This window comes from Cytophaga sp. FL35, assembly GCF_014349235.1.
Taxonomy (GTDB): Bacteria; Bacteroidota; Bacteroidia; order Flavobacteriales; family Flavobacteriaceae; genus Euzebyella.
This window is the reverse complement of sequence record NZ_JACSOH010000005.1, coordinates 175,244-195,396: the sequence shown is the minus strand read 5'-3', so window position 1 is coordinate 195,396 and position 20,153 is coordinate 175,244. Positions and strand designations below refer to the sequence as shown.

11 protein-coding genes are annotated in these 20,153 nt (G+C 38.0%); 5 read left to right on the top strand and 6 right to left on the bottom strand.

All coding sequences use genetic code 11. From position 1 onward, the window contains the following. The first annotated feature begins 52 nt into the window (after positions 1 to 52). Positions 53 to 793: a tyrosine-protein phosphatase gene (locus BIZ36_RS05820; protein WP_187456926.1), complete on the top strand. Its 741-nt coding sequence runs from the start codon at positions 53 to 55 to the stop codon at positions 791 to 793. A 55-nt stretch (positions 794 to 848) separates the two neighbouring features. Here BIZ36_RS05820 and BIZ36_RS05815 read toward each other — a convergent pair whose 3' ends face one another. The 6 genes from BIZ36_RS05815 to BIZ36_RS05790 form a co-directional block, all read right to left on the bottom strand. Beyond that, positions 849 to 6,998 carry a malectin domain-containing carbohydrate-binding protein gene (locus tag BIZ36_RS05815; protein ID WP_187456925.1) on the bottom strand — a complete coding sequence of 2,050 codons (6,150 nt, stop codon included), beginning with the start codon at positions 6,996 to 6,998 and terminating at the stop codon, positions 849 to 851. 243 nt (positions 6,999 to 7,241) lie between these two features. Next, the gene (locus tag BIZ36_RS05810; protein ID WP_187456924.1) at positions 7,242 to 9,620 is read right to left on the bottom strand and encodes a GumC family protein; all 2,379 of its coding nucleotides are present in this window, start codon (positions 9,618 to 9,620) and stop codon (positions 7,242 to 7,244) included. Positions 9,621 to 9,642: 22 nt separating this feature from the next. Next, on the bottom strand, positions 9,643 to 10,428 hold the full coding sequence (locus tag BIZ36_RS05805; RefSeq protein WP_187456923.1) for a polysaccharide biosynthesis/export family protein: 786 nt from the start codon (positions 10,426 to 10,428) through the stop codon (positions 9,643 to 9,645). Between the two features lie 37 nt (positions 10,429 to 10,465). Continuing rightward, complete coding sequence (locus tag BIZ36_RS05800) at positions 10,466 to 12,397, bottom strand: polysaccharide biosynthesis protein (RefSeq protein WP_187456922.1); 1,932 nt, start codon at positions 12,395 to 12,397, stop codon at positions 10,466 to 10,468. Between the two features lie 5 nt (positions 12,398 to 12,402). Further along, entirely contained in the window at positions 12,403 to 13,488 is a 1,086-nt protein-coding gene (locus BIZ36_RS05795; RefSeq protein ID WP_286174627.1) for a DegT/DnrJ/EryC1/StrS family aminotransferase, read from the bottom strand. A 299-nt stretch (positions 13,489 to 13,787) separates the two neighbouring features. Next, complete coding sequence (locus BIZ36_RS05790; RefSeq protein WP_187456920.1) at positions 13,788 to 14,774, bottom strand: UDP-glucuronic acid decarboxylase family protein; 987 nt, start codon at positions 14,772 to 14,774, stop codon at positions 13,788 to 13,790. Positions 14,775 to 15,114: 340 nt separating this feature from the next. On the opposite strand from BIZ36_RS05790, the gene BIZ36_RS05785 reads away from it, so the two are divergent. The 4 genes from BIZ36_RS05785 to BIZ36_RS05770 are packed head-to-tail and all read left to right on the top strand — an operon-like array spanning position 15,115 to position 19,937. After that, positions 15,115 to 16,512 carry a nucleotide sugar dehydrogenase gene (locus tag BIZ36_RS05785; RefSeq protein WP_187456919.1) on the top strand — a complete coding sequence of 466 codons (1,398 nt, stop codon included), beginning with the start codon at positions 15,115 to 15,117 and terminating at the stop codon, positions 16,510 to 16,512. Continuing rightward, positions 16,509 to 17,522 (top strand): NAD-dependent epimerase, encoded by a 1,014-nt coding sequence (locus BIZ36_RS05780; protein WP_187456918.1) that lies wholly within the window; start codon positions 16,509 to 16,511, stop codon positions 17,520 to 17,522. The genes BIZ36_RS05785 and BIZ36_RS05780 overlap by 4 nt, the downstream gene beginning before the upstream one ends. A gap of 58 nt (positions 17,523 to 17,580) precedes the next feature. Next, positions 17,581 to 19,023 (top strand): MBOAT family O-acyltransferase, encoded by a 1,443-nt coding sequence (locus BIZ36_RS05775; protein ID WP_187456917.1) that lies wholly within the window; start codon positions 17,581 to 17,583, stop codon positions 19,021 to 19,023. Between the two features lie 35 nt (positions 19,024 to 19,058). Next, on the top strand, positions 19,059 to 19,937 hold the full coding sequence (locus BIZ36_RS05770; protein WP_187456916.1) for an LB_356 family protein: 879 nt from the start codon (positions 19,059 to 19,061) through the stop codon (positions 19,935 to 19,937). Positions 19,938 to 20,153 lie beyond the last annotated feature (216 nt).

Sequence of the window (20,153 nt, the reverse complement as noted above, 5' to 3'; positions counted from 1 at the left end):
TGAAAATTGATTTTTCATCGTTTAATTAGAACAGAATTAGTAGCGCTCACATATGTTCAATTTTTTCAGCAAAAAAAGATTTCTGGTCGATAGCCTCAAGGGGATAGTTGATATCCATAATCATATTTTACCGGGCATAGATGATGGGGCTAAGACAGTGGAAGATTCTATCAATCTTATAAAAGGAATGCAGGAAATTGGGATCAGGAAGTTTATAGCAACCCCACATATCATGCATAACTATTATCCCAATACGCCCAAAACAATTTCTGCTGCCTTGAACAAATTAAGTGAAGAGCTGACCGAGCTAAAGTGGGAAGTTGAATCCCTGGAGGCCTCTGCAGAACATATGATCGATGATAATTTTGAGAACCTGTTGGACCAAAACAAAGTAATGTCCTTAGCAGGAAATTATTTACTGGTGGAAATGTCTTATCTACAACCTCCCATCAATTTCGACGAGGCCATAAAGAAAACTGCCGAGAAAAATTATTTTACCATTCTGGCACATCCGGAGAGATATGGTTTCTTACATTTTAAGAAAAGAAAATATAAAGAGTACAAAGAGCAAGGAATGCTTTACCAAATGAACTTACTTTCTTTAAGTGATTACTATGGTAAGGAAGTACAGAAAATGGCACTAGAGCTTTTAGAGGATAACCTTATTGATTTTGTGGGATCGGATATCCATAACCTACGACAAATTGAAGCCTTAAAGAAAATTACTATAAGTCAAAAAACAGAAGAAAAAATTATCCCAATAGTAGATAGGACTATTGCTAATTTTTACTAAATCAACAAATCTTTAAAAGAGACGGGCGCCATTAGGCGCCCGTCTCTTTTTTACATCAATTGTCAACTAATATTTTGATGTTTAATATATCACCCGTATTTAAGGCTAACCTTAAAAAGTAAAGCCCATCTGTCAATGTATCCACGATTATCTCATAAGAACCGTCTCCCTTTACAGTAATTTGCGAGGTTCCAAAAGCATTGACAAGTTTACCCTGCTGGTCATGAAGATTGACTCCTAATATTTTCATGTCATCAGGTTCGTTATCAATCCTAAACCCTAAAATACCTTCGGTCACTGGGTTTTTACGAATCACAAGTCCTAATTTATTGCCTTCCCCTATGTTAAGAACCGCAATAATAATTTGCGAAGTATGTTGATTGCCACCCATATCGGTAACAGTCAATTCAACCTCATAAGTTCCTATATTATCGAAAGTGTGAACCGGATTCGCATCAGTAGAAGATTGCCCATCTTTAAAATCCCATAGATAAGAACTAACCTCTCCCATTGAATTGCTTCCTGTAAAGGTAACTTCCAAAGGAACTTCTCCTTCATTGGGCGTTGCATCTATTACCGCTAACAATCCGTTTTCCGGAACTACGGTAACACTCACCTGATCGCTAGAGAATTCATTCTCGTCATCCGTAACCGTTAACCTAAATACATACACCCCTGCTTGCAAATTACTTAAATTTAATTGCGCCGTATCTTCTCCGCTCAAAGTTGCGCTTGGGCCGCTTACTTTTTCCCATAAGAAGCTCACCGGTCCGCCATCTGGGTCAGAACCCGTTCCGGTTAGAACCACACTGTTATTTGGCAGGGTAATTTGTATGTTTTCTCCTGCTTCTACTAGAGGAGTTGAATCCGATGTTGGTTGAACAATCTCGATACCGGAAATCTTCGGGTTTTCCGTTACAGGAATTAAGGTTATGGTCAAATTACCGTCGTTCACTTCAATGTCGTTAAAACTTTCAACAATGGCTGAAGCTGCCCCCCCGGCGGCAACAAATATGTCATAATTGTTCTTTATTCCCTGACCTTCGATATCTATGTTGAAAACCCTAGAACCAGCACCTCCATCAGTACCATCACCTGGCACACCAAAGTATATTTCGGCAAAATGGAGATTGACACTGTGAGTTCCATTTGAAACGGGAATCTCATAAATTAAATTTCCGCTCGTCCTATACCTTTCGGTTTGATACAATTGATCATTCTCCGTATTGGCAATTTCAATTGCATTGGTAAGAACCGAACCTCCGTTTGAATACTGATCAGCTGCCCAGTTAGTACCACCAAAACTAAATGCCTGGCCTCCGGCATTGATATTGGTAACTCCTATTTGGCCAGTTACGATGATGGATACATCATCAAAAGCCATTTCACCTTCGTCATCCGTAACCGTTAGCCTAAAGACGTAAGTGCCGGGTTCCGTTAGACTAGTAGTTGTAGCACTGGCAGAAGTGCTATTGTTTAATGTAATTGAAGGACCACTCGTTTGGCTCCATGCAAAAGTAACGGTTCCTCCATCAGGATCACTGCCGCTACCATTTAGGTTTACAGCAGTTCCCGGAACTACGGATTGGTCCTCCCCTGCATTCACAGATGGGCTACCATCTGTCACTAAAGCAGAAGTATTCTCATAAATTCGAAGTACTTTATTTCTCAACCAACCATTGGAAACCACATCCAAATCTCCATCACTATCAATATCAACTACCCTTGCACCATCGTGATGCTCATAATCCAATGCCCCATTATCAATTTCCCTTTCTATAAACTGCCCTGAACCACAGAGATCATTTTCAAATGCAATCAACCGATGATTACCTCGCCATTCCCCTACTACGATATCCTTATCACCATCGAAATCTATATCTATGGCAAATACACTCAAGCTTCCCTTTACATTATCGCTCAAAAGGTTTTTGGTCCAAGGCTGTGTGGGATCCGACGGCGCTGCGAACCAAGAAAACTCATCTCGTGCGGGATCAGACGTATTCGCACTCAACTGACCTACTACGGCATCAAGGTCTCCATCCCTATCAAAATCCGCTAATTGTGCTCTATCCGGTGTTGTTACATAAGTAATTCCGGTTGAAAACGTCTCAAATTGTAAATTGCCATTGTTTCGTAACCAATTGACTCCTTGAAACAAATCCAAGTCCCCGTCACGGTCAATATCCCCTGCCTGAATATCCTCTCCCGAGCTATCATTACTGATGTCAACAAGACTCCAAGTTTCTGTGGTAACATTATCCTTAGAAGGGGGAGTCAACATTTGAACCGGAGAACCCGTTGATTCGGCACCATTCCAATTAATTGCCATACGATAAGGACCATTATTTTCAAAAACCCCACCCGCTATTCCTGCAAGAAAGGGTTCGTTATAATCCGTATCCCCTGCAGGTATATTATTGAAAACTGTGAAGTTCCCTTTACCATCATTTTGGGCCCAAAGTAACTGTGCGCTTTCATATTCTAAATCTGGGGAAATGCCCAAAGCCGTCCCCAATAAGTCCATGTCCCCATCCTCATCAAAATCATAGACGTGTACAACATTTCCAAAGTTATTGCCAATAGTGTTTCTTTCCCAGTTTCCTCCTGCGGAACCAGGGTTGCTGTACCACCAACCTCCTGTTACGATATCCTTTAACCCGTCACCATCCAAATCATCATCAGCAAAGGTGTAAACTACGGTGTACGGATTTTCATCAAATTCATGAACTACCCAAGAATCAGGAAAGGCTGTTTCATTACATGAAATGGCTCCTGTTACATTGACAGTTACTTGATCAAAAATTCCCGTTCCACTATGGTCTGCATTAAATAATTCAACTCTTATGGTATGCTCTCCAAGAGAAAGTTCATCAATTGCTATTGGGTCATAGCCATAGTATCGATCCACCATTTCACCATCAATGTAATAATGTAAATGTGTATCTCCTTCATTGATCACCCAATTCTCCACTCTGAAAGCCACTTCAAACGGTTGGTTAACATCCCACCCATTAGAAGGTGATGTAATTATAATATCGGCATTTGTACTCCCTCCCTCAAAGGTGTCCTTTGACAAAATTTCAATACCATTGATTTTCGAACTTTCAACGACCCCATTGATAATTATACTAGCAAAACCATCGGAAATATTTACATTATCAAAATCCTTTACAAGCGCGGTAGCGGGATCTGTTTCTGCTAATATATCAAAATTGGAAAGCACTTCTTGACCTTCAATGACCACATTGAATACCCTAGAACCTGCCCCTTCATCCAATTTATCTTCATCTACTCCAAAAAACAATTCCGCAAAATGTAAACGAATATCATACTCCCCAGTAAGCGCTACAGGGATCTCATACGCTATTGAACCTTTATTAGAGGAGTATCGTTCCGATTGATACAGCTCATCATACGCGGTTCCTTCAATGGTTACCTCATTAACATATACACTACCTGTATTAAAATAATTATCGGCCTGGAAAATCTCACCACCAGGTCCTGTAACTTGATTACCACCTACATTAATCCGTATTTCCTCGAAAACGAAAAAGCTAAAACTATCCGTTGCCATGGTAACGTCACTAGTATTCTGAACATTGGAAATACTTAAGTTGTAATCCACACCTGCACTTAATTGACTTGTATTTAAATACACTGTTTGACCATCTGGTTGTAGAACGGCACTCTGTACTGTAACGCCATTGGTGATGGTATAGTTAGCAACATTTTCAGCTGTACTCTCATTAACGTATTCCGAAAATTTGATTACCACTTTGTTGTTTCCATCGGGCTCAACTAGTTTAACTGTGGGCGGGGTATTATCTTCGGAAACACCATCACCCAAAAATTCTACATAATTAAGACGGAATATGTCTTGCGATACACTAGAATTTTTAAACACAAAGTATAAATCATGTTTACCACCCGGATTGGTAATTGGCGTTTCTACATATTGCCAGTTATCATTACCCCCTGTAGAAGGTATAGTTGTTGTAGCAACCAACGTACCCGTGGGACTGTCCAAGCGCAACTCAATACTTCCTCCGGCATTTGAACTTGACACCAAGTACTTAACAGCATTCATATTCAACAAATTACGGCCTGTAAAAGAAATAAAAGAGTTGTTATTGACTTGGATGGCACTTGAGGCTCCCTCCAGCTCATAGGTGTTAGGAATAATCGTTACACCATTTTGGGTATCAAAATATTCCGCTTCCCTCCTTTTTGGATGCACCCGTATTTGGCTTCTAGAAATAAGTCCTCCAGAATCGGTATAATTAGTATTTATAACATAAAATATATCCATTTCCCCATCTATTTGATGTCCACCATCACCTAGATTAATGGAAGTGGTACAGGCATCTATCGTACCTACATCATGAAAGTGGTTTTCATGGCCCAATGAGGGAATTACATTTACATCTTCACAGGGTATCACCCCATCCTCTGCATCCGTAGTGACCAAATTAAAATCTGTATCATCGTTCCAATTAAAGAAACCGCCATCTACTGGAGAATTAAAGCTAAAATCGGCTTGAGTATTACCTGCATAAATGGTAATAGTTTTAGCTCCAACAGCTCCTTCCGGATCCGTAACCTTTAACTGAGCCGTATAGGTACCCTCCAAATTATAAGTGTGTTGAATATTTGGAGTCGTATAATCAACAATTCCGTCTACATCTATATCCCAAGCATAGGTTAAAGGGGAATCATCATTAGGGTCTGTAGTCTGGTCTCCTGAGAAATTAACGTTGAGAGGCAAGGCTCCATTAGTAACATCTGCCTCCATCACTACAGTCGGAGGAGAATTGCTTGTAATACCTGTATAATTAACTTGAATAAGCTTACCGATACCATTAGGAATATCTTGAGGACAACAACCTTCTCCGTATGCTAAAATATACATTTTGCCATCAGGCCCCAATTCCATATCTATGTAACCATCTAAACTATTTCCTGAACCGGGAAAAACACTAGTGGAAAGTAGTTCTTCAGAGATAATAGAACCATCAGCTGTCATATCTACTGCCCAAATACGACTCGTATTAAAATCAAAATAAAAGAACAAATCATCAAATTCAGCAGGAAGCCGTTGCTTATCCAACAAATCATCATCTACATAATTATATCTAAAACCTGCTAAATAACATTTATGAAACTTTTCTATCCAAGCGGGCTCTGCTGGAGGTAAGACGGTTAGTCCCGTATTCCATTTGGATACATTCTCTGGTGCAGAGGGATTGTTATAGTACTTTGGATTTGTGTAAGTTATTTGATAGGCTGCATTGTCAGCTCCAGAAAAATAGGGCCAACCATAGTTACCAGCCTGCTTGGTCAAATTAATTTCGTCTCTTCCTTCAGGACCCAATTCATTAAGGGGACCATTTGGATTTTCTGGATCATTGTAATTTGCATCAGGTCCAACTTCTCCCCAAAACAACCAATCATTATACTCTTTGTCCACAAAAATCCGATATGGATTTCTAGCACCCATTACGTAGATTTCTGGTCTCGTATCTGATGTTCCTGGCGGAAATAGGTTGCCAGCGGGAATGGAATAGCTCGTACCAGGACCGGGTTTGATTCTTAAAACTTTTCCTCTTAAATCATTTGTATTAGAGGAGGCCTTTTCTGCACTATAATCGGAATCAACTTCATCTATTGGAGCATACTCCTTTGAACCATATGTGGTATTATCTCCAGTTGCAATATAAAGGTTGCCCTGAGAATCAAAATCCATGTCACCCCCCGAATGCCATAAAGCTGATCGCGAAGTGTTCCATTGAATAATGACCTCTTCTGAATTAAAGTCTATTTGATCACCGTTGACACTAAATCGGGAAACTCTATAACCGACAAAATCAATGGGAGCATAATGTAAATAAATCTTATTATTAGTTTCAAAATCTGGATCTACGGCAATCCCCACTAAACCATCTTCATGTTCATGATAAACGGGAAGAGTTCCAGCCGAAACTGTAAATTTTTGATCAGGTTTGTAAATTAGAATCTCTCCGAAACGATCTAGAATAAAAATTCTTCCGTCTGGCGCAAATTTAAAATTAGTTGCGTTGGAGAGGCCTGTAACAATATCAACTTTTGCAAATTCGTCTGTTAACTGAGCTCTAACTTGAACAATGCAAAATAACAATAATGTGAATGATAAAATCAGCAGGTTTAAATCGTACTTTCTTTTCATAATTCTGTTCTTGTGTTCTTGTCGGTTGAGATGAAAGTTTCATCAAGCCAAGAGTAAATATAAATCAATAACACCTTGGCCATTATTTACCCTACCGGTTTTCGTTAAAAACCCAGCCTTCATCGGTAAGTTGCACCTCGAGATTTACTTCTAACTATTACTAATTTAAATCGAGGTAGTTATAAATTTATAATTCACAAAAAAACCTTGAATAAATCAAGGTCTTTTTGAAATTTGAAAGTGTTAGAATTTCCACCATTTTTTTTGGGTTTTGCCGTAGCCATACCCGTATTTACCACCGTACCCCAGTTTACTGGCCTCAACGTCATTAACTACAAAGGAAATGTCTTTAAGCTTACCTTCTTCTTTTAATTTAATAGGATATTGAACTGCTTTTGTTTCGGTAACACCGGCCCTTGTCACATAAATCATTAAGTCTGAATACTCACTGATAAGAAGGGTATCCGTTACGACCATCAAAGGTGCCGTATCCACAATTACATAATCATAATCTTTGGAAACCTGGTCCAAAAGTTCCTTTATTCGTGAACTCATTAATAATTCCGCCGGATTGGGTGGTATTCTACCGGAATAAATTACATCTATAGTATTGTGATGAACTAGCATAGGATTAACAATATCCTTGATTTCCAAGGTGTTGTCATAAAGGTATTCCGTTAAGCCTGCATCCTTATTTCTACTAGGCTTCGACATTTTATCAACATCGTTTCCAGTGAAGAAGGTATATAGTTTTGGATTTCTAATATCCCCTCCAATTAACAACACTTTTTTATTGGTGCTTGCCAATATCATGGAAAGATTGGTTGAAAGAAATGTTTTTCCTTCGCCAGGAACACTGGAGGTTACAAAAACGACATTTCCTTTTCCTGTATTTTTCTCTTTGGTTTTGAGTAAATAGTCAAGGTTGGTCCTAATAATTCTAAGAGACTCCGCTAAAACAGACCTATCTTCCTTAATGACCAGTTTACCATCATTCTTGGATAACTTTGGTAATTCACCTAAAATAGGAATATTTTTCACTTCTTTTTCCAAGGAGTACATACTGTGAATCTTATTATCCAACAAATTATGCCCATATATTATGGAAAAGGGAACTAACAAACCTAAAATTATGGAAGCCAAGTAAATTATTTTCTTTTTTGGGGATACCGGCAGGTTACTAACGCTATAGGCCCTATCAATTACTTTTGACTTCGGTGAGCTAGAAGCTGCCGTAATTTGAGCTTCCTCTCTTTTTTGTAACAAATAAAGATAAAGGGATTCGGTTGTCTGCTGCTGTCTTGTAATATCCCTGAGAGCTCGCTCATTAGCCGGAGAAGAGTATATTTTGGAATTAAATCGAGCTTGCTGACTACTCAAAGAGTTTACTGTCATACCCAAGTTGTTCACCGTTCCTCCTAGACTTGATTGCATACTATTTTTAAGCCCCGAAATCTGTTGATCTAAATTGACAATCACAGGGTTTTTCTCATTGGAACTTTTTAAAAGTCTTCTTCGCTCCAATACCAGTTGATTGTAACGGTCTATAGTACTGGTTATACTGGGGTCTGAAAGTCCCAAGTTTGTAGGCAACACCTCATAATTGCCTTGCTGCTGCACCAATTGCTGCATGGAAGCCGCAATATTCAATTGATTACGGGCATTGGCCAATTCTTGTTGGTTGGCTACACCTACATTTAGGTTTACATTCGTCTCAGCCGCTATATCCGTAACCCCACGCTCCGTTTTAAAATCTTGAGCAGATTGGTCAACACTAGATAAATCGGTTGCAATATTGGCAATCCTTTCATCAATAAAATTAGAAGTTCTATCAGCAATGATTTGTTTATCCTCAATGGCATTTTGATTATAAACATTTACCAAGGCATCAAGAATATCGGTTGCTTTTTCCTTAATGGCATCTTCCAACGTAAGATTCACGATATTCGAAAATTCTCCAGGATTCGATACCACTATACTTTTTTGATACGATCGAGCTACGTCACTGATCGGATTTACCGCCACTCTAAGTTGCCTGTCTTTGTAATTTTCGAAAATTCCTACGTTTGGCGTAATAACGATATCACCAATGGGGGTAGGAATATTTTTCCCAAAAGCATATACTTTGACCGGCTTGTCCTCTTCTTCTGTAAAACCAAATGTGGTAGACGAAGCTATGGTTATAAAAAATTCATATTTAGCCCTGTTCAGTACGCTATCCGCAGCAATAAAACTAATATTTACAGGAGGGTTCTTGTAAAGCTCCATCTCTTTTATTTTCCCCTGTAATAAAATCTTACTGTTAAGGTTTAAGTCCTTGACAACCTGAATGAAATTTGATCTAGAATTTATAATCTGCAATTCATCCTCTACCTTGTTTTTGCCACCTCCCAGGATAGGAATATCTTGAAACACATCCAACTCAGAGCCAGAGGCCTTATCTTCCAGTATTTGAATCTGGGTCTGTACGGCATATTTAGGAGTAGCATACCGGATATAAATAAATGCTAGAATAAGAGCAATAAAAATACTAAGTAAAAACCACTTCCAATGCTTTGTATAATTGTCAAGGGTTTCCTTTAGGTCTAAATTACCCGTAAAACTTGTGGAATCAGAACTCATTGATATCTTTTAAAATTCAATCCTAGTTTGTTCTAGTGATCAATAAAACGGTAGATGTGATTAACAAAGAGGCAACCGATACATAAATGGAAGCTCTATTGTCCAAAGAAGATGTTTTGATAGCCGAATTGTTTGGTTCCACATACACCACATCATTCTGGGTCAAGTAATAGACTGGAGAACTTAAGGCGTCTTTGTTGGTCAAATCAATACGAGTATACACCTTAGTCCCGTCAAAATCCCTGATGACCATAACATTTTCCCTTAATCCCTTAATAGTTAAATCACCTGCAAGCCCCAAAGCTTCTAAAACAGTAATTCTCTCCCCATTAACCGGGTAGGTTCCAGGTCTGTTCACCTCACCTAAAACAGTTACGCTAAAGTTCCTCAAGCGAATATTGATGATGGGGTCTTTAAGATATTCCGATAAACGGTCTCTTAACAACATACGCACCTCTTCTGCAGATAAACCAGCAATCTTAATTTTCCCTATAACAGGAAAATCTATTTCACCATCTTTATCAACTAGGTAATCTACTTGCTCTGGTCTCCCAAAACCGCCTTCTTCAGAAGCCCCTCTAAAAAGGTTAAAAGGAGCACTTGCCTCCTTATCCAGAGTTGAAACATAAATACTGACCTGATCATCTACTTTAAATTTGGGGGTAAAACTATTTTTATCCACCAAGGTCTCAAAGTCACCTGTGTTTTGAAAATAGACCACTTCTTTCCTGGATGCGCAAGAAGTTAGTATAAATGAGGTGATAGATATTAAAAATAGAAATCCAAAGGTTGTTCGTAAGCGATTCATATAGTAAAATTTTTAGGTGCAATGATAGTGAAAAAGATTATAAAACTCTTTTTAATGGCGCTGTCTTCGTGAGCTTCTCTTTCTTTTTATCAAGGTTACATAGCTCAGAATTGTTAGAAATATATTCTGGAACAATTTCTTTCATCAAGGCAACCGTACTACCATTAAAGAACATATTTGAAACACAAAGTTCATCGATTTTTGACCTTACATGGGTATAATCAACCTCCCTTGTTTTACTGATCATTATCTTTTTATGATAGGTTGGTAGGGTATTCTCCCCATTGGCCAAAAGCTCCTCATACAACTTTTCCCCAGGCCTAAGTCCGGTTATTTTAATATCGATATCCTCAGGATACTTCAGACCGGATAATTTGATCATATTCTTGGCCAAATCAAAAATCTTTACGGATTCTCCCATATCAAATATGAAGATTTCTCCACCATCGCCCATGGCACCAGCCTCCAGAACTAATTGAGATGCCTCCGGAATGGTCATAAAAAACCGGGTTACTTCAGCATGTGTAACGGTCAAGGGCCCTCCTTTTTCAATCTGTTTTTTGAACAATGGAATAACGGACCCATTAGAGCCCAATACATTACCAAATCTAGTAGTTATGAACTTGGTTTTACCCTCCTGTTGCATACAACTAACATACATTTCAGCTATCCTTTTGGTAGCCCCCATTACGTTTGTTGGGTTTACAGCTTTATCCGTAGAAATAAGTATGAATTTCTCTACGCCATGGGCCATTGAAAGATCAGCAACAACCTTGGTTCCCGCAATGTTTATCTTAATGGCCTCATAGGAGTTATACTCCATAAGGGGCACATGCTTATAAGCTGCTGCATGAAAAACGATATCAGGTCTGTGCTCTTGAAAAAGGTTGTTCAACCTATTTTTGTCACGAACATCTCCCACCACAGGAATGAAGTTATGGTAGCCATTTTGTTTTAATTCCTGCTGAAGATCATAAAGGGCGGATTCTGCTTGATCAATTATCAACAGTGATTTGTACTCATAAGTGCAGAGCTGTCTTACTATTTCACTTCCAATAGACCCAGCACCACCTGTAACAAGCACTACTTTATTTTTTACTTCATCCGAAATTTTAGAGTTTCGAATGCTAATAGGTGCCCTATCCAATAAATCTTCAATCTGAATTTGTTTGATTTGAGAGACCTTGAGCTCGCCATTGATCCATTGCTCTACGGGAGGTACAATTTTCACTTGCACCGGAAAATCAACGAGCCCTTCTACCAACAATTTAAGATGACTAGGGTCTATGTTTTGGATAGAGAAAATAACTTCTGATATGCTATTTTTTACAATAAAATCTTTTGAAAGAATGTCTTTATGAAAAACCTTTACCCCATTAATTTGTTTCCCTACCTTTTTTACGTCTTCATCTACGTATCCCACTACTCTTACCCTGCTTTTGGTATGATTTACCAAGGCATTCTGTGTAAGAATTCCAGATTCGCCAGCACCATAAATCAAAACGTTTTTATTGATTTTAAAATCTCGGGCCATAAGATTGTTGTACAAGGACTTAAAAACATATCTGGAGCTCGTAAGAGCAACAAAGCTCAATAAACTATGAATGATAATAATGCCTAATGGCACCGTAAAATTATCAAAAACTCCAAGTTCCCTATTAAACAAAACCATGGATATCAACAGAATGCTGGATAGACAAATAGCATTAAAAATGTTGTACACATCCCTTACCCCTGTATGTCTTACTACCCCCTTATAGGAGCCAGTAAATACAAAGGAAGCCGTTGATATTAAGGAAATTATAGGCAATTGAACGAACAATTTGTCAATATCAAAATTCAAGGTTAGGTTAAACCTAATGATATAAGAAAGGACAAAAGAAATGACAATCATGCAAACGTCTACGAGCAAGACCAGCCATTTGGATGCGTATCTATGGGCGTAATTGACTAAATAATTCTTTATCATGATTGTTATATTACATTTTTAATAAGAGAAACTATTCTATGTAAATCCTCTTCCTCAAGATTTGAACCGCTAGGCAAGCAAAGACCACGGTTGAACAAATCTTCTGAAGTACCATCCGTATAGTTTACACAACCTTTAAAGATAGGTTGTAAATGCATGGGTTTCCATAAGGGTCTCGATTCAATATCCTCATCTAAAAGGGCCAATCTTATTTTCTCCCTAACCTCATAAGAAGGTGTCAAAATACAAGTAAGCCATCTATTGGAATAAAACCCAGATGGCTCTTCTAAAAACTCAATATTTGAATTTTCCATCAACTGATCCTTATAAAATTCATGATTGAACCTTCTGGCCGCAACCCTATCATCCAAAACCTCCATTTGGCCACGTCCAATTCCTGCCAACACATTACTCATTCTGTAATTATATCCCACATGGGAATGTTGATAATGTGGCGCTTCATCCCTAGCCTGTGTAGCCAAAAAAACGGCTTTTTTCTTGTACTCCTCTTTTTTGGAAATTAAAGCCCCTCCCCCTGAAGTGGTTATAATTTTATTTCCATTAAAGGAAAATACTCCTATATCACCAAAACTACCACATTTGATTCCATTGCAAGAACTACCCAGAGCCTCCGCACTATCCTCAACAATTGGAATTTGGTATTTTTTTGAAATTTCTGTAATCTCGGCAACCTTATAGGGCATTCCATAAAGGTGAACAGCTACAATTGCTTTTGGCATTTTCCCTTGGGCCAGCCTATCTTTAATAGCTTTTTCCAGTAACTCTGGGGAAAGATTCCAAGTATCGCTTTCACTATCCACAAAAATTGGGGTAGCGCCTAGATATTTAATGGGGTTGGCAGATGCCGAAAAAGTAAAACTTTGACAAAGTACTTCATCCCCTAAACCCACCCCTAAAAGTTCAAGGGCTAAATGAAGACCGGCAGTACCGGAACTAAGGGCGGCAACATGCACATTTTCGTCAACATAGTCCTCTATGGCCTTTTCAAAATTATTAACGTTGGGCCCTAAGGGTGCTACCCAATTGGTATCGAAGGCTTCCTGTACATATTTCTGCTCATTTTCGCCCATATGGGGAGAAGACAACCAAATTTTAGTATGTGTCACTGTTTTCACTAGCTTGGGTTTAATTCTTTCAAGATTGGGGTATAAAAAAAAGCTCATTAAATTTCATGATGCGTAAAACTAATTCTTAATAGTTTCCATTAGGAGATAATTGGTTAAAGATGTTGAAATAATCGGTTAATCGCATTCCAATTCCAATTACACATAAAAGCAATCATCAATACATACGGCCTAAACAGGTAAAAAGACGTAATGTAGATTGTATCCACAATTCTTAAATTTACAGCGAACTCAATTCTAGCGTCTTAGCTCCTATTATATTCTGTAAAATCCTTATGCTCCTTTTTATATAGTTCATCTTCTGGCAAGGATTTGAAATATTCATAGGTAACCTTCATCCCATCTTCCCTTGAAACTTGCGGTTCCCACCCCAGTATTTCCTTAGCTTTGGAAATATCGGGTTGGCGTTGCATAGGGTCATCTTTCGGTAAGGGCTTGTAAATTACCTTTTGATCGGTACCCGTAAGTTTTACGATTTCCTCGGCAAAATCGCGAATGGTTATCTCGTGAGGATTGCCAATATTTACCGGCATATCGTAATCACTCAACAATAACCTATAAATACCTTCTACCTGATCATCCACATAACAAAAAGAACGGGTTTGGCTACCATCTCCAAAAACGGTCAAATCTTCGCCTCTCAAAGCTTGACCAATAAAGGCAGGTATGACCCTACCATCATTCAATCGCATTCTTGGACCATAAGTATTGAAAATACGAACAATCCTAGTTTCCAGCCCGTGAAAACGGTTGTATGCCATAGTAATGGACTCCATAAATCGCTTGGCCTCATCATACACTCCTCTAGGCCCAATAGTATTTACATTTCCATAATATTCCTCCGTTTGCGGATGCACCAAAGGATCTCCATAAATTTCTGAAGTGGAAGCAATTAAAATACGGGCATTTTTAGACTTTGCAAGACCCAATAAATTATGGGTGCCCAAAGCACCTACCTTTAATGTTTGAATAGGTATTTTTAAATAATCTATGGGACTTGCAGGGGAAGCAAAGTGAAGAATATAGTCCAATTTTCCTGGCACACTCACAAATTTACTGACATCGTGATGGTAGAACTCAAAATTCTTGAGCTTGAACAGATGCTCGATGTTTTTTAGATCCCCCGTAATCAGGTTATCCATCCCTATCACACGGTAACCTTCTTTAATAAATCGATCGCACAAATGCGATCCCAAGAACCCCGCCGCTCCTGTGATTAATATTTTTTTCATTTAGAGAAGTTCAATTGGTATTAGTTGATTATTGCACATGTCTTTTATAAACAAACAATTGGCACGAAGATAATTACTCTTAATCGAATAGATCATACAACCCTACAAAAAATACTACCAACTATACATTTTATAAGGCAAATGGAACTAAAGCGTTCGAAATTCGGAATCTCATCCTAAGAAATAAAAATCGACAACAAACGCTGAGCACTGTAAATCATTTGACAAAGAATACAATTCACCATTCGTTTAATCGCAAATATTCCGCTTTAACCGAAAAAAAGTAGGTTTTTTTTGAGTTATTTGGTAATCTTTGCAACCGCAATTAATGAACTTTACCATGAAAAAAGTAAATAAGATATGCTGCATTGGTGCAGGATATGTAGGGGGACCCACCATGTCCGTCATCGCAAGTCAATGTCCAGAAATAACGGTAACTGTTGTGGATATTAACCAATCACGTATTGACCAATGGAACGATAACGATTTAGATAAGCTTCCAGTTTACGAACCCGGGCTTAAAGAAATAGTGGGTGAAGTCAGAGGAAAAAACCTCTTTTTCTCTACGGAGGTCGACAAAGCCATTGATGAGGCGGAAATCATATTTATTTCGGTAAACACTCCCACCAAAACCTATGGTAAAGGAAAAGGACAAGCGGCCGATTTAAAATTTGTGGAGCTTTGCGCCAGAAATATTGCCAAAGTAGCCAAAACCGATAAAATAGTTGTTGAGAAATCGACCTTGCCTGTAAGGACAGCGAGTGCTATTAAAAGCATCTTGGAAAACACCGGTAATGGCGTCAACTTTGAAATCCTTTCCAATCCAGAATTCCTGGCGGAAGGCACGGCCGTTGAAGATTTGTTAAAGGCCGATAGAGTTTTGATTGGTGGAGACGACACCCCTTCCGGACAAGAAGCAAAAGATACCTTAAGCTCTATTTATGAGCATTGGCTTCCAAAAGAACGAATTTTACAGACCAATGTTTGGTCTTCCGAACTTTCTAAGTTAGTAGCCAACGCCTTCTTGGCGCAACGGGTTTCTTCTATCAACGCCATTTCCGCCCTGTGTGAAAGAACCGACGCTAACGTAGCGGAGGTTTCACGCGCCATTGGAACCGATAGCCGTATCGGACCTAAGTTCTTAAATGCCTCTGTAGGGTTTGGTGGTTCTTGCTTTCAAAAAGATATTCTCAACCTGGTATATATTTCCAGAAGTTTTGGGTTGACCGAAGTGGCCGATTATTGGGAACAGGTGATTATCATGAATGATTACCAGAAAAGAAGGTTTGCCGAGAACATTATTTCAACCTTATACAATACCGTTTCAGGCAAGAAAATTGTTTTCTTCGGATGGGCCTTTAAAAAGGACACCAACGACACCCGAGAATCAGCCGCCATCAATATTGCGGATGCCCTTTTAGAAGAAAAAGCGGAAATCGTGGTTTACGACCCAAAGGTCTCCGAAAAACAAGTATATGCTGATTTGGATTATCTAGGCACCCGTTCTCCTGAAGAAAACAAAGCCTTACTAAAGGTCGTTAAAGACCCAATGGATGCCGTTCAAGATGCCCATGCCATAGCCATTCTCACGGAATGGGATGAGTTTAAAACTTATGCCTGGGACAGCATTTTTGACAAAATGTTGAAACCGGCCTTCGTTTTTGACGGTCGTAGAATTTTGGATAAGGAAAAAATGGAATCTCTTGGCTTTCAGTATTACAAAATAGGCCAATCATGAAAATCTTAGTCACCGGGGCCGCCGGATTCATCGGTTACCACCTTTGCGAAAAATTGGTCAAAGATGGCCATGTCGTAATTGGCTTGGATAACATCAATGATTATTACGATGTTAACCTAAAATTTAGCCGACTAGAACAATTGGGGATTGATCGGGAAAAAGCGAGAGCTTTCAACGAAGTGGTTGAAAGCGCGCTTCATGCTGACAAATTCTCTTTTGTACGAATGAATTTGGAAGACAGGGATGCCCTACCATCATTATTTGAAAAGGCTTCCATCAGTAAGGTGTGCAATCTTGCCGCACAGGCAGGGGTGCGTTACAGTCTTGAAAATCCTGAAGCCTATATAGACAGTAATATTGTAGGCTATCTAAATCTTTTGGAATGCTGCCGGCATCATAAAGTGGAACATTTGGTATATGCTTCCAGCTCCAGTGTGTATGGCCTTAATGAAAAGATACCATTTTCAACGGAGGATACCGTGGACCACCCTATCAGCCTTTATGCCGCCAGTAAAAAGAGTAATGAACTGATGGCGCATACCTATAGCCATCTTTTTGATATTCCAACAACCGGATTACGATTTTTTACCGTTTACGGACCTTGGGGAAGACCCGATATGGCGCTCTTTCTATTTACCGATGCCATTGCGAAAGGGAAGCCGATTAATGTATTCAATCATGGTAAAATGGAACGGGACTTTACCTATGTAGACGATATTGTAGAAGGAGTTTCTCGCGTACTTACCCAGCCTATCGAGAATAGGCCTAAGTACAACATCTATAATATTGGCAACAATAATTCTGTGAAACTGATGGACTTTATCGAAGCCATTGAATATAGTATGGGTAAAAAGGCAGAAAAGAATCTAATGCCCATACAACCCGGCGATGTGGAACGTACTTGGGCAGATGTTTCCGATTTGATAAAAGACTATGGCTACCAACCCAATACAAAAGTTTCTGTAGGAGTACAAAACTTTGTGGATTGGTATAAAAGTTACTATATATAATTATTTATAAATAAGTACATTAGCTAACTTGAAGTCAAGACACAATAAGTACTAAAGTATGCTATTCAATTCTATAGAATTTGCCATTTTCATTCCTATTGTGTTCTTTCTTTATTGGTTTGTCTTCAATAAAAACATAAAATTTCAAAACCTACTTATTGTCATTGCCAGTTATATTTTTTACGGTTGGTGGGATTGGCGATTTCTAAGTTTAATTGCCTTTAGTACCATAGTGGATTTTTCAGTTGGCATTGGACTTTCAAAATCAGAGAAAAAACTTAATCGTAAAATTCTACTTTGGACAAGTATCATCGTCAACTTAGGATTTCTTGGATATTTTAAATATTACAACTTTTTTGTAGATAACTTTATCACGGCATTTTCTTTTTTTGGATACAGACCCAATTTAAACTCCTTAAACATTCTACTTCCCGTAGGAATCAGTTTTTATACATTTCAAACTTTAAGTTACACAATAGATATTTATAGAAATAAGCTTACCCCAACTAAAGATTTTATTGCGTTTTCAGCCTTTGTTTGCTTTTTCCCTCAACTTGTAGCTGGGCCAATTGAAAGGGCAACTCACCTACTTCCACAGTTCTATAGAAAAAGAAATTTTAATTATTCATTTGCAGTCGATGGACTACGACAAATCTTATGGGGGTTATTCAAAAAAATAGTTATCGCGGATAATTGTGCTTTCTATGCCAATGAAATTTTCAACAACCACTCTGTCCACCCGGCAAGTACCTTATTTCTTGGTGCCCTATTTTTTACATTTCAAATCTATGGTGATTTTTCTGGCTATTCCGATATTGCCATCGGAACTTCACGTCTTTTTGGTTTTGATTTAATGAAGAACTTTGCTTTCCCTTATTTTTCAAGGGACATTGCAGAGTTTTGGAGAAGATGGCACATTTCGCTTTCTACATGGTTTCGAGATTATCTCTACATTCCCCTAGGGGGTAGCAGGGGCGGAACATGGATGAAAGTGCGCAACACATTCGCTATCTTTTTAATTAGTGGTTTTTGGCATGGGGCAAATTGGACATTTATAATATGGGGGGCTTTGAATGCTATTTATTTTCTGCCGCTTTTACTCCTAAATAAAAACCGACAAAACTTAGGCGTTGTAGCACAACAAAACTTATTCCCATCCCTAAAAGAGCTTGTTCAAATGGGCGCTACTTTTTTGATTACCGTTGTTGCTTGGATCTTTTTTAGGGCTGAAAATATAGGGCACGCATTCGATTATTTAAAAAGACTGTTTCATACTTCTCTTTTCTCTATACCTAGTATTCTACCAAAAACTACCCTTTTTCTAATATTTCTATTTGTTTTAGCTGAATGGTTTCAAAGAGGAAAAGAACATGGCCTTTCGATAGTAGAACAAAAAATTTTCATGTTTAGATGGGTAAGATGGTGTACTTATATAGTACTGATTATTATAATATTTGCCTTCGGAGGATCCCAACAGGAGTTCATCTATTTCCAGTTTTAGGAAATTTTTTTAATCAATCCTAATTAAATAAAGACGTGAGTAAGTTTATAACCCGCCTAATTAAATTCTTAGCAATTAGCTGTATTGGCATTTTAATATTATCTATAATTACATCTATTACAACTAATTACATATTTGACTATACCATAGAAAATTCTAAGAACATTTTAATTTTAGGTAATTCCCATCCAGAATGTGCCTTAAATGATAGCATAATAACTAATGCTAAAAATTTGGCACAAAGTGGAGCCTCCTACTTCTATGACTACGTAAAACTTAAAACCGTTATAGAGAAAAACCCTCAAATAGATACATTAATTATTGGATACGCTTATGATGATTTAATGAAAGAAATGGACACTTGGACTACTTCGAAGGAAAAAATAAACACTCAAATAAAGTACTATTTTTTCTTACTAGATTTTGAGGATTATTGGAATCTTTTTAAAGCTAACCCTATAGCTACATTAACTAGCACTCCACAAACTATTTTTCACAATATACAAATGATAACCAAAGGTTACAAGTTCTTAGGTGGGTATAAGGCTTTAAAAGATGACAAGCTAAAGGAAGCCACGAATCGTATGACACCCTTAGAACAGAACAAGGAGCATCACTCCTCTAAATACCAAACTTTATATCTTCAAAAAATATATGATTTTTGTGAGATGAATAATATAGAAATGATTCTATTGGCAACTCCCGTTCACCCCAAACTTTACAAAAACAATATACCGCTTAAGAAAGGTTATGAAGAGTTTAAAGAAAAAAAGCTTCCAAATGCTACGTTAATAGACCATTCAGCTTTTAAAATACCAGATTCAGGTTTTAGAGATTTATCTCATTTACATTATAGTGGAGCTATCCGGTATTCTCTTGAAATTAAAAATGTTTTAAAAAATAATGGAAAATAAATAATATTAATGTTTGACAGACAAGTAGCATAGATTATATATAATAAAAATTGCTACGAATTCATCATTTTCCATAATCCTTGCTATAAATCGTTAGCAAGGTTGAAAATTTTCTAATAATAAAGTACCTTTAACCAAACAAATTTTAACATACTTCCCAAGATATTTATTTCAAAAGAAGTTCACATTGAAACTTTAACATTTTCCAGCACAAAG

Coding starts and splice junctions, on each gene's coding strand:
- BIZ36_RS05780 (WP_187456918.1), top strand. CDS start 16,509: ATGAAAATCTTAGTCACCGGGGCCGCCGGATTCATCGGTTACCACCTT.
- BIZ36_RS05795 (WP_286174627.1), bottom strand. CDS start 13,488: ATGGGCGAAAATGAGCAGAAATATGTACAGGAAGCCTTCGATACCAAT.
- BIZ36_RS05775 (WP_187456917.1), top strand. CDS start 17,581: ATGCTATTCAATTCTATAGAATTTGCCATTTTCATTCCTATTGTGTTC.
- BIZ36_RS05820 (WP_187456926.1), top strand. CDS start 53: ATGTTCAATTTTTTCAGCAAAAAAAGATTTCTGGTCGATAGCCTCAAG.
- BIZ36_RS05785 (WP_187456919.1), top strand. CDS start 15,115: ATGAAAAAAGTAAATAAGATATGCTGCATTGGTGCAGGATATGTAGGG.
- BIZ36_RS05815 (WP_187456925.1), bottom strand. CDS start 6,998: ATGAAAAGAAAGTACGATTTAAACCTGCTGATTTTATCATTCACATTA.
- BIZ36_RS05790 (WP_187456920.1), bottom strand. CDS start 14,774: ATGAAAAAAATATTAATCACAGGAGCGGCGGGGTTCTTGGGATCGCAT.
- BIZ36_RS05800 (WP_187456922.1), bottom strand. CDS start 12,397: ATGATAAAGAATTATTTAGTCAATTACGCCCATAGATACGCATCCAAA.
- BIZ36_RS05810 (WP_187456924.1), bottom strand. CDS start 9,620: ATGAGTTCTGATTCCACAAGTTTTACGGGTAATTTAGACCTAAAGGAA.
- BIZ36_RS05805 (WP_187456923.1), bottom strand. CDS start 10,428: ATGAATCGCTTACGAACAACCTTTGGATTTCTATTTTTAATATCTATC.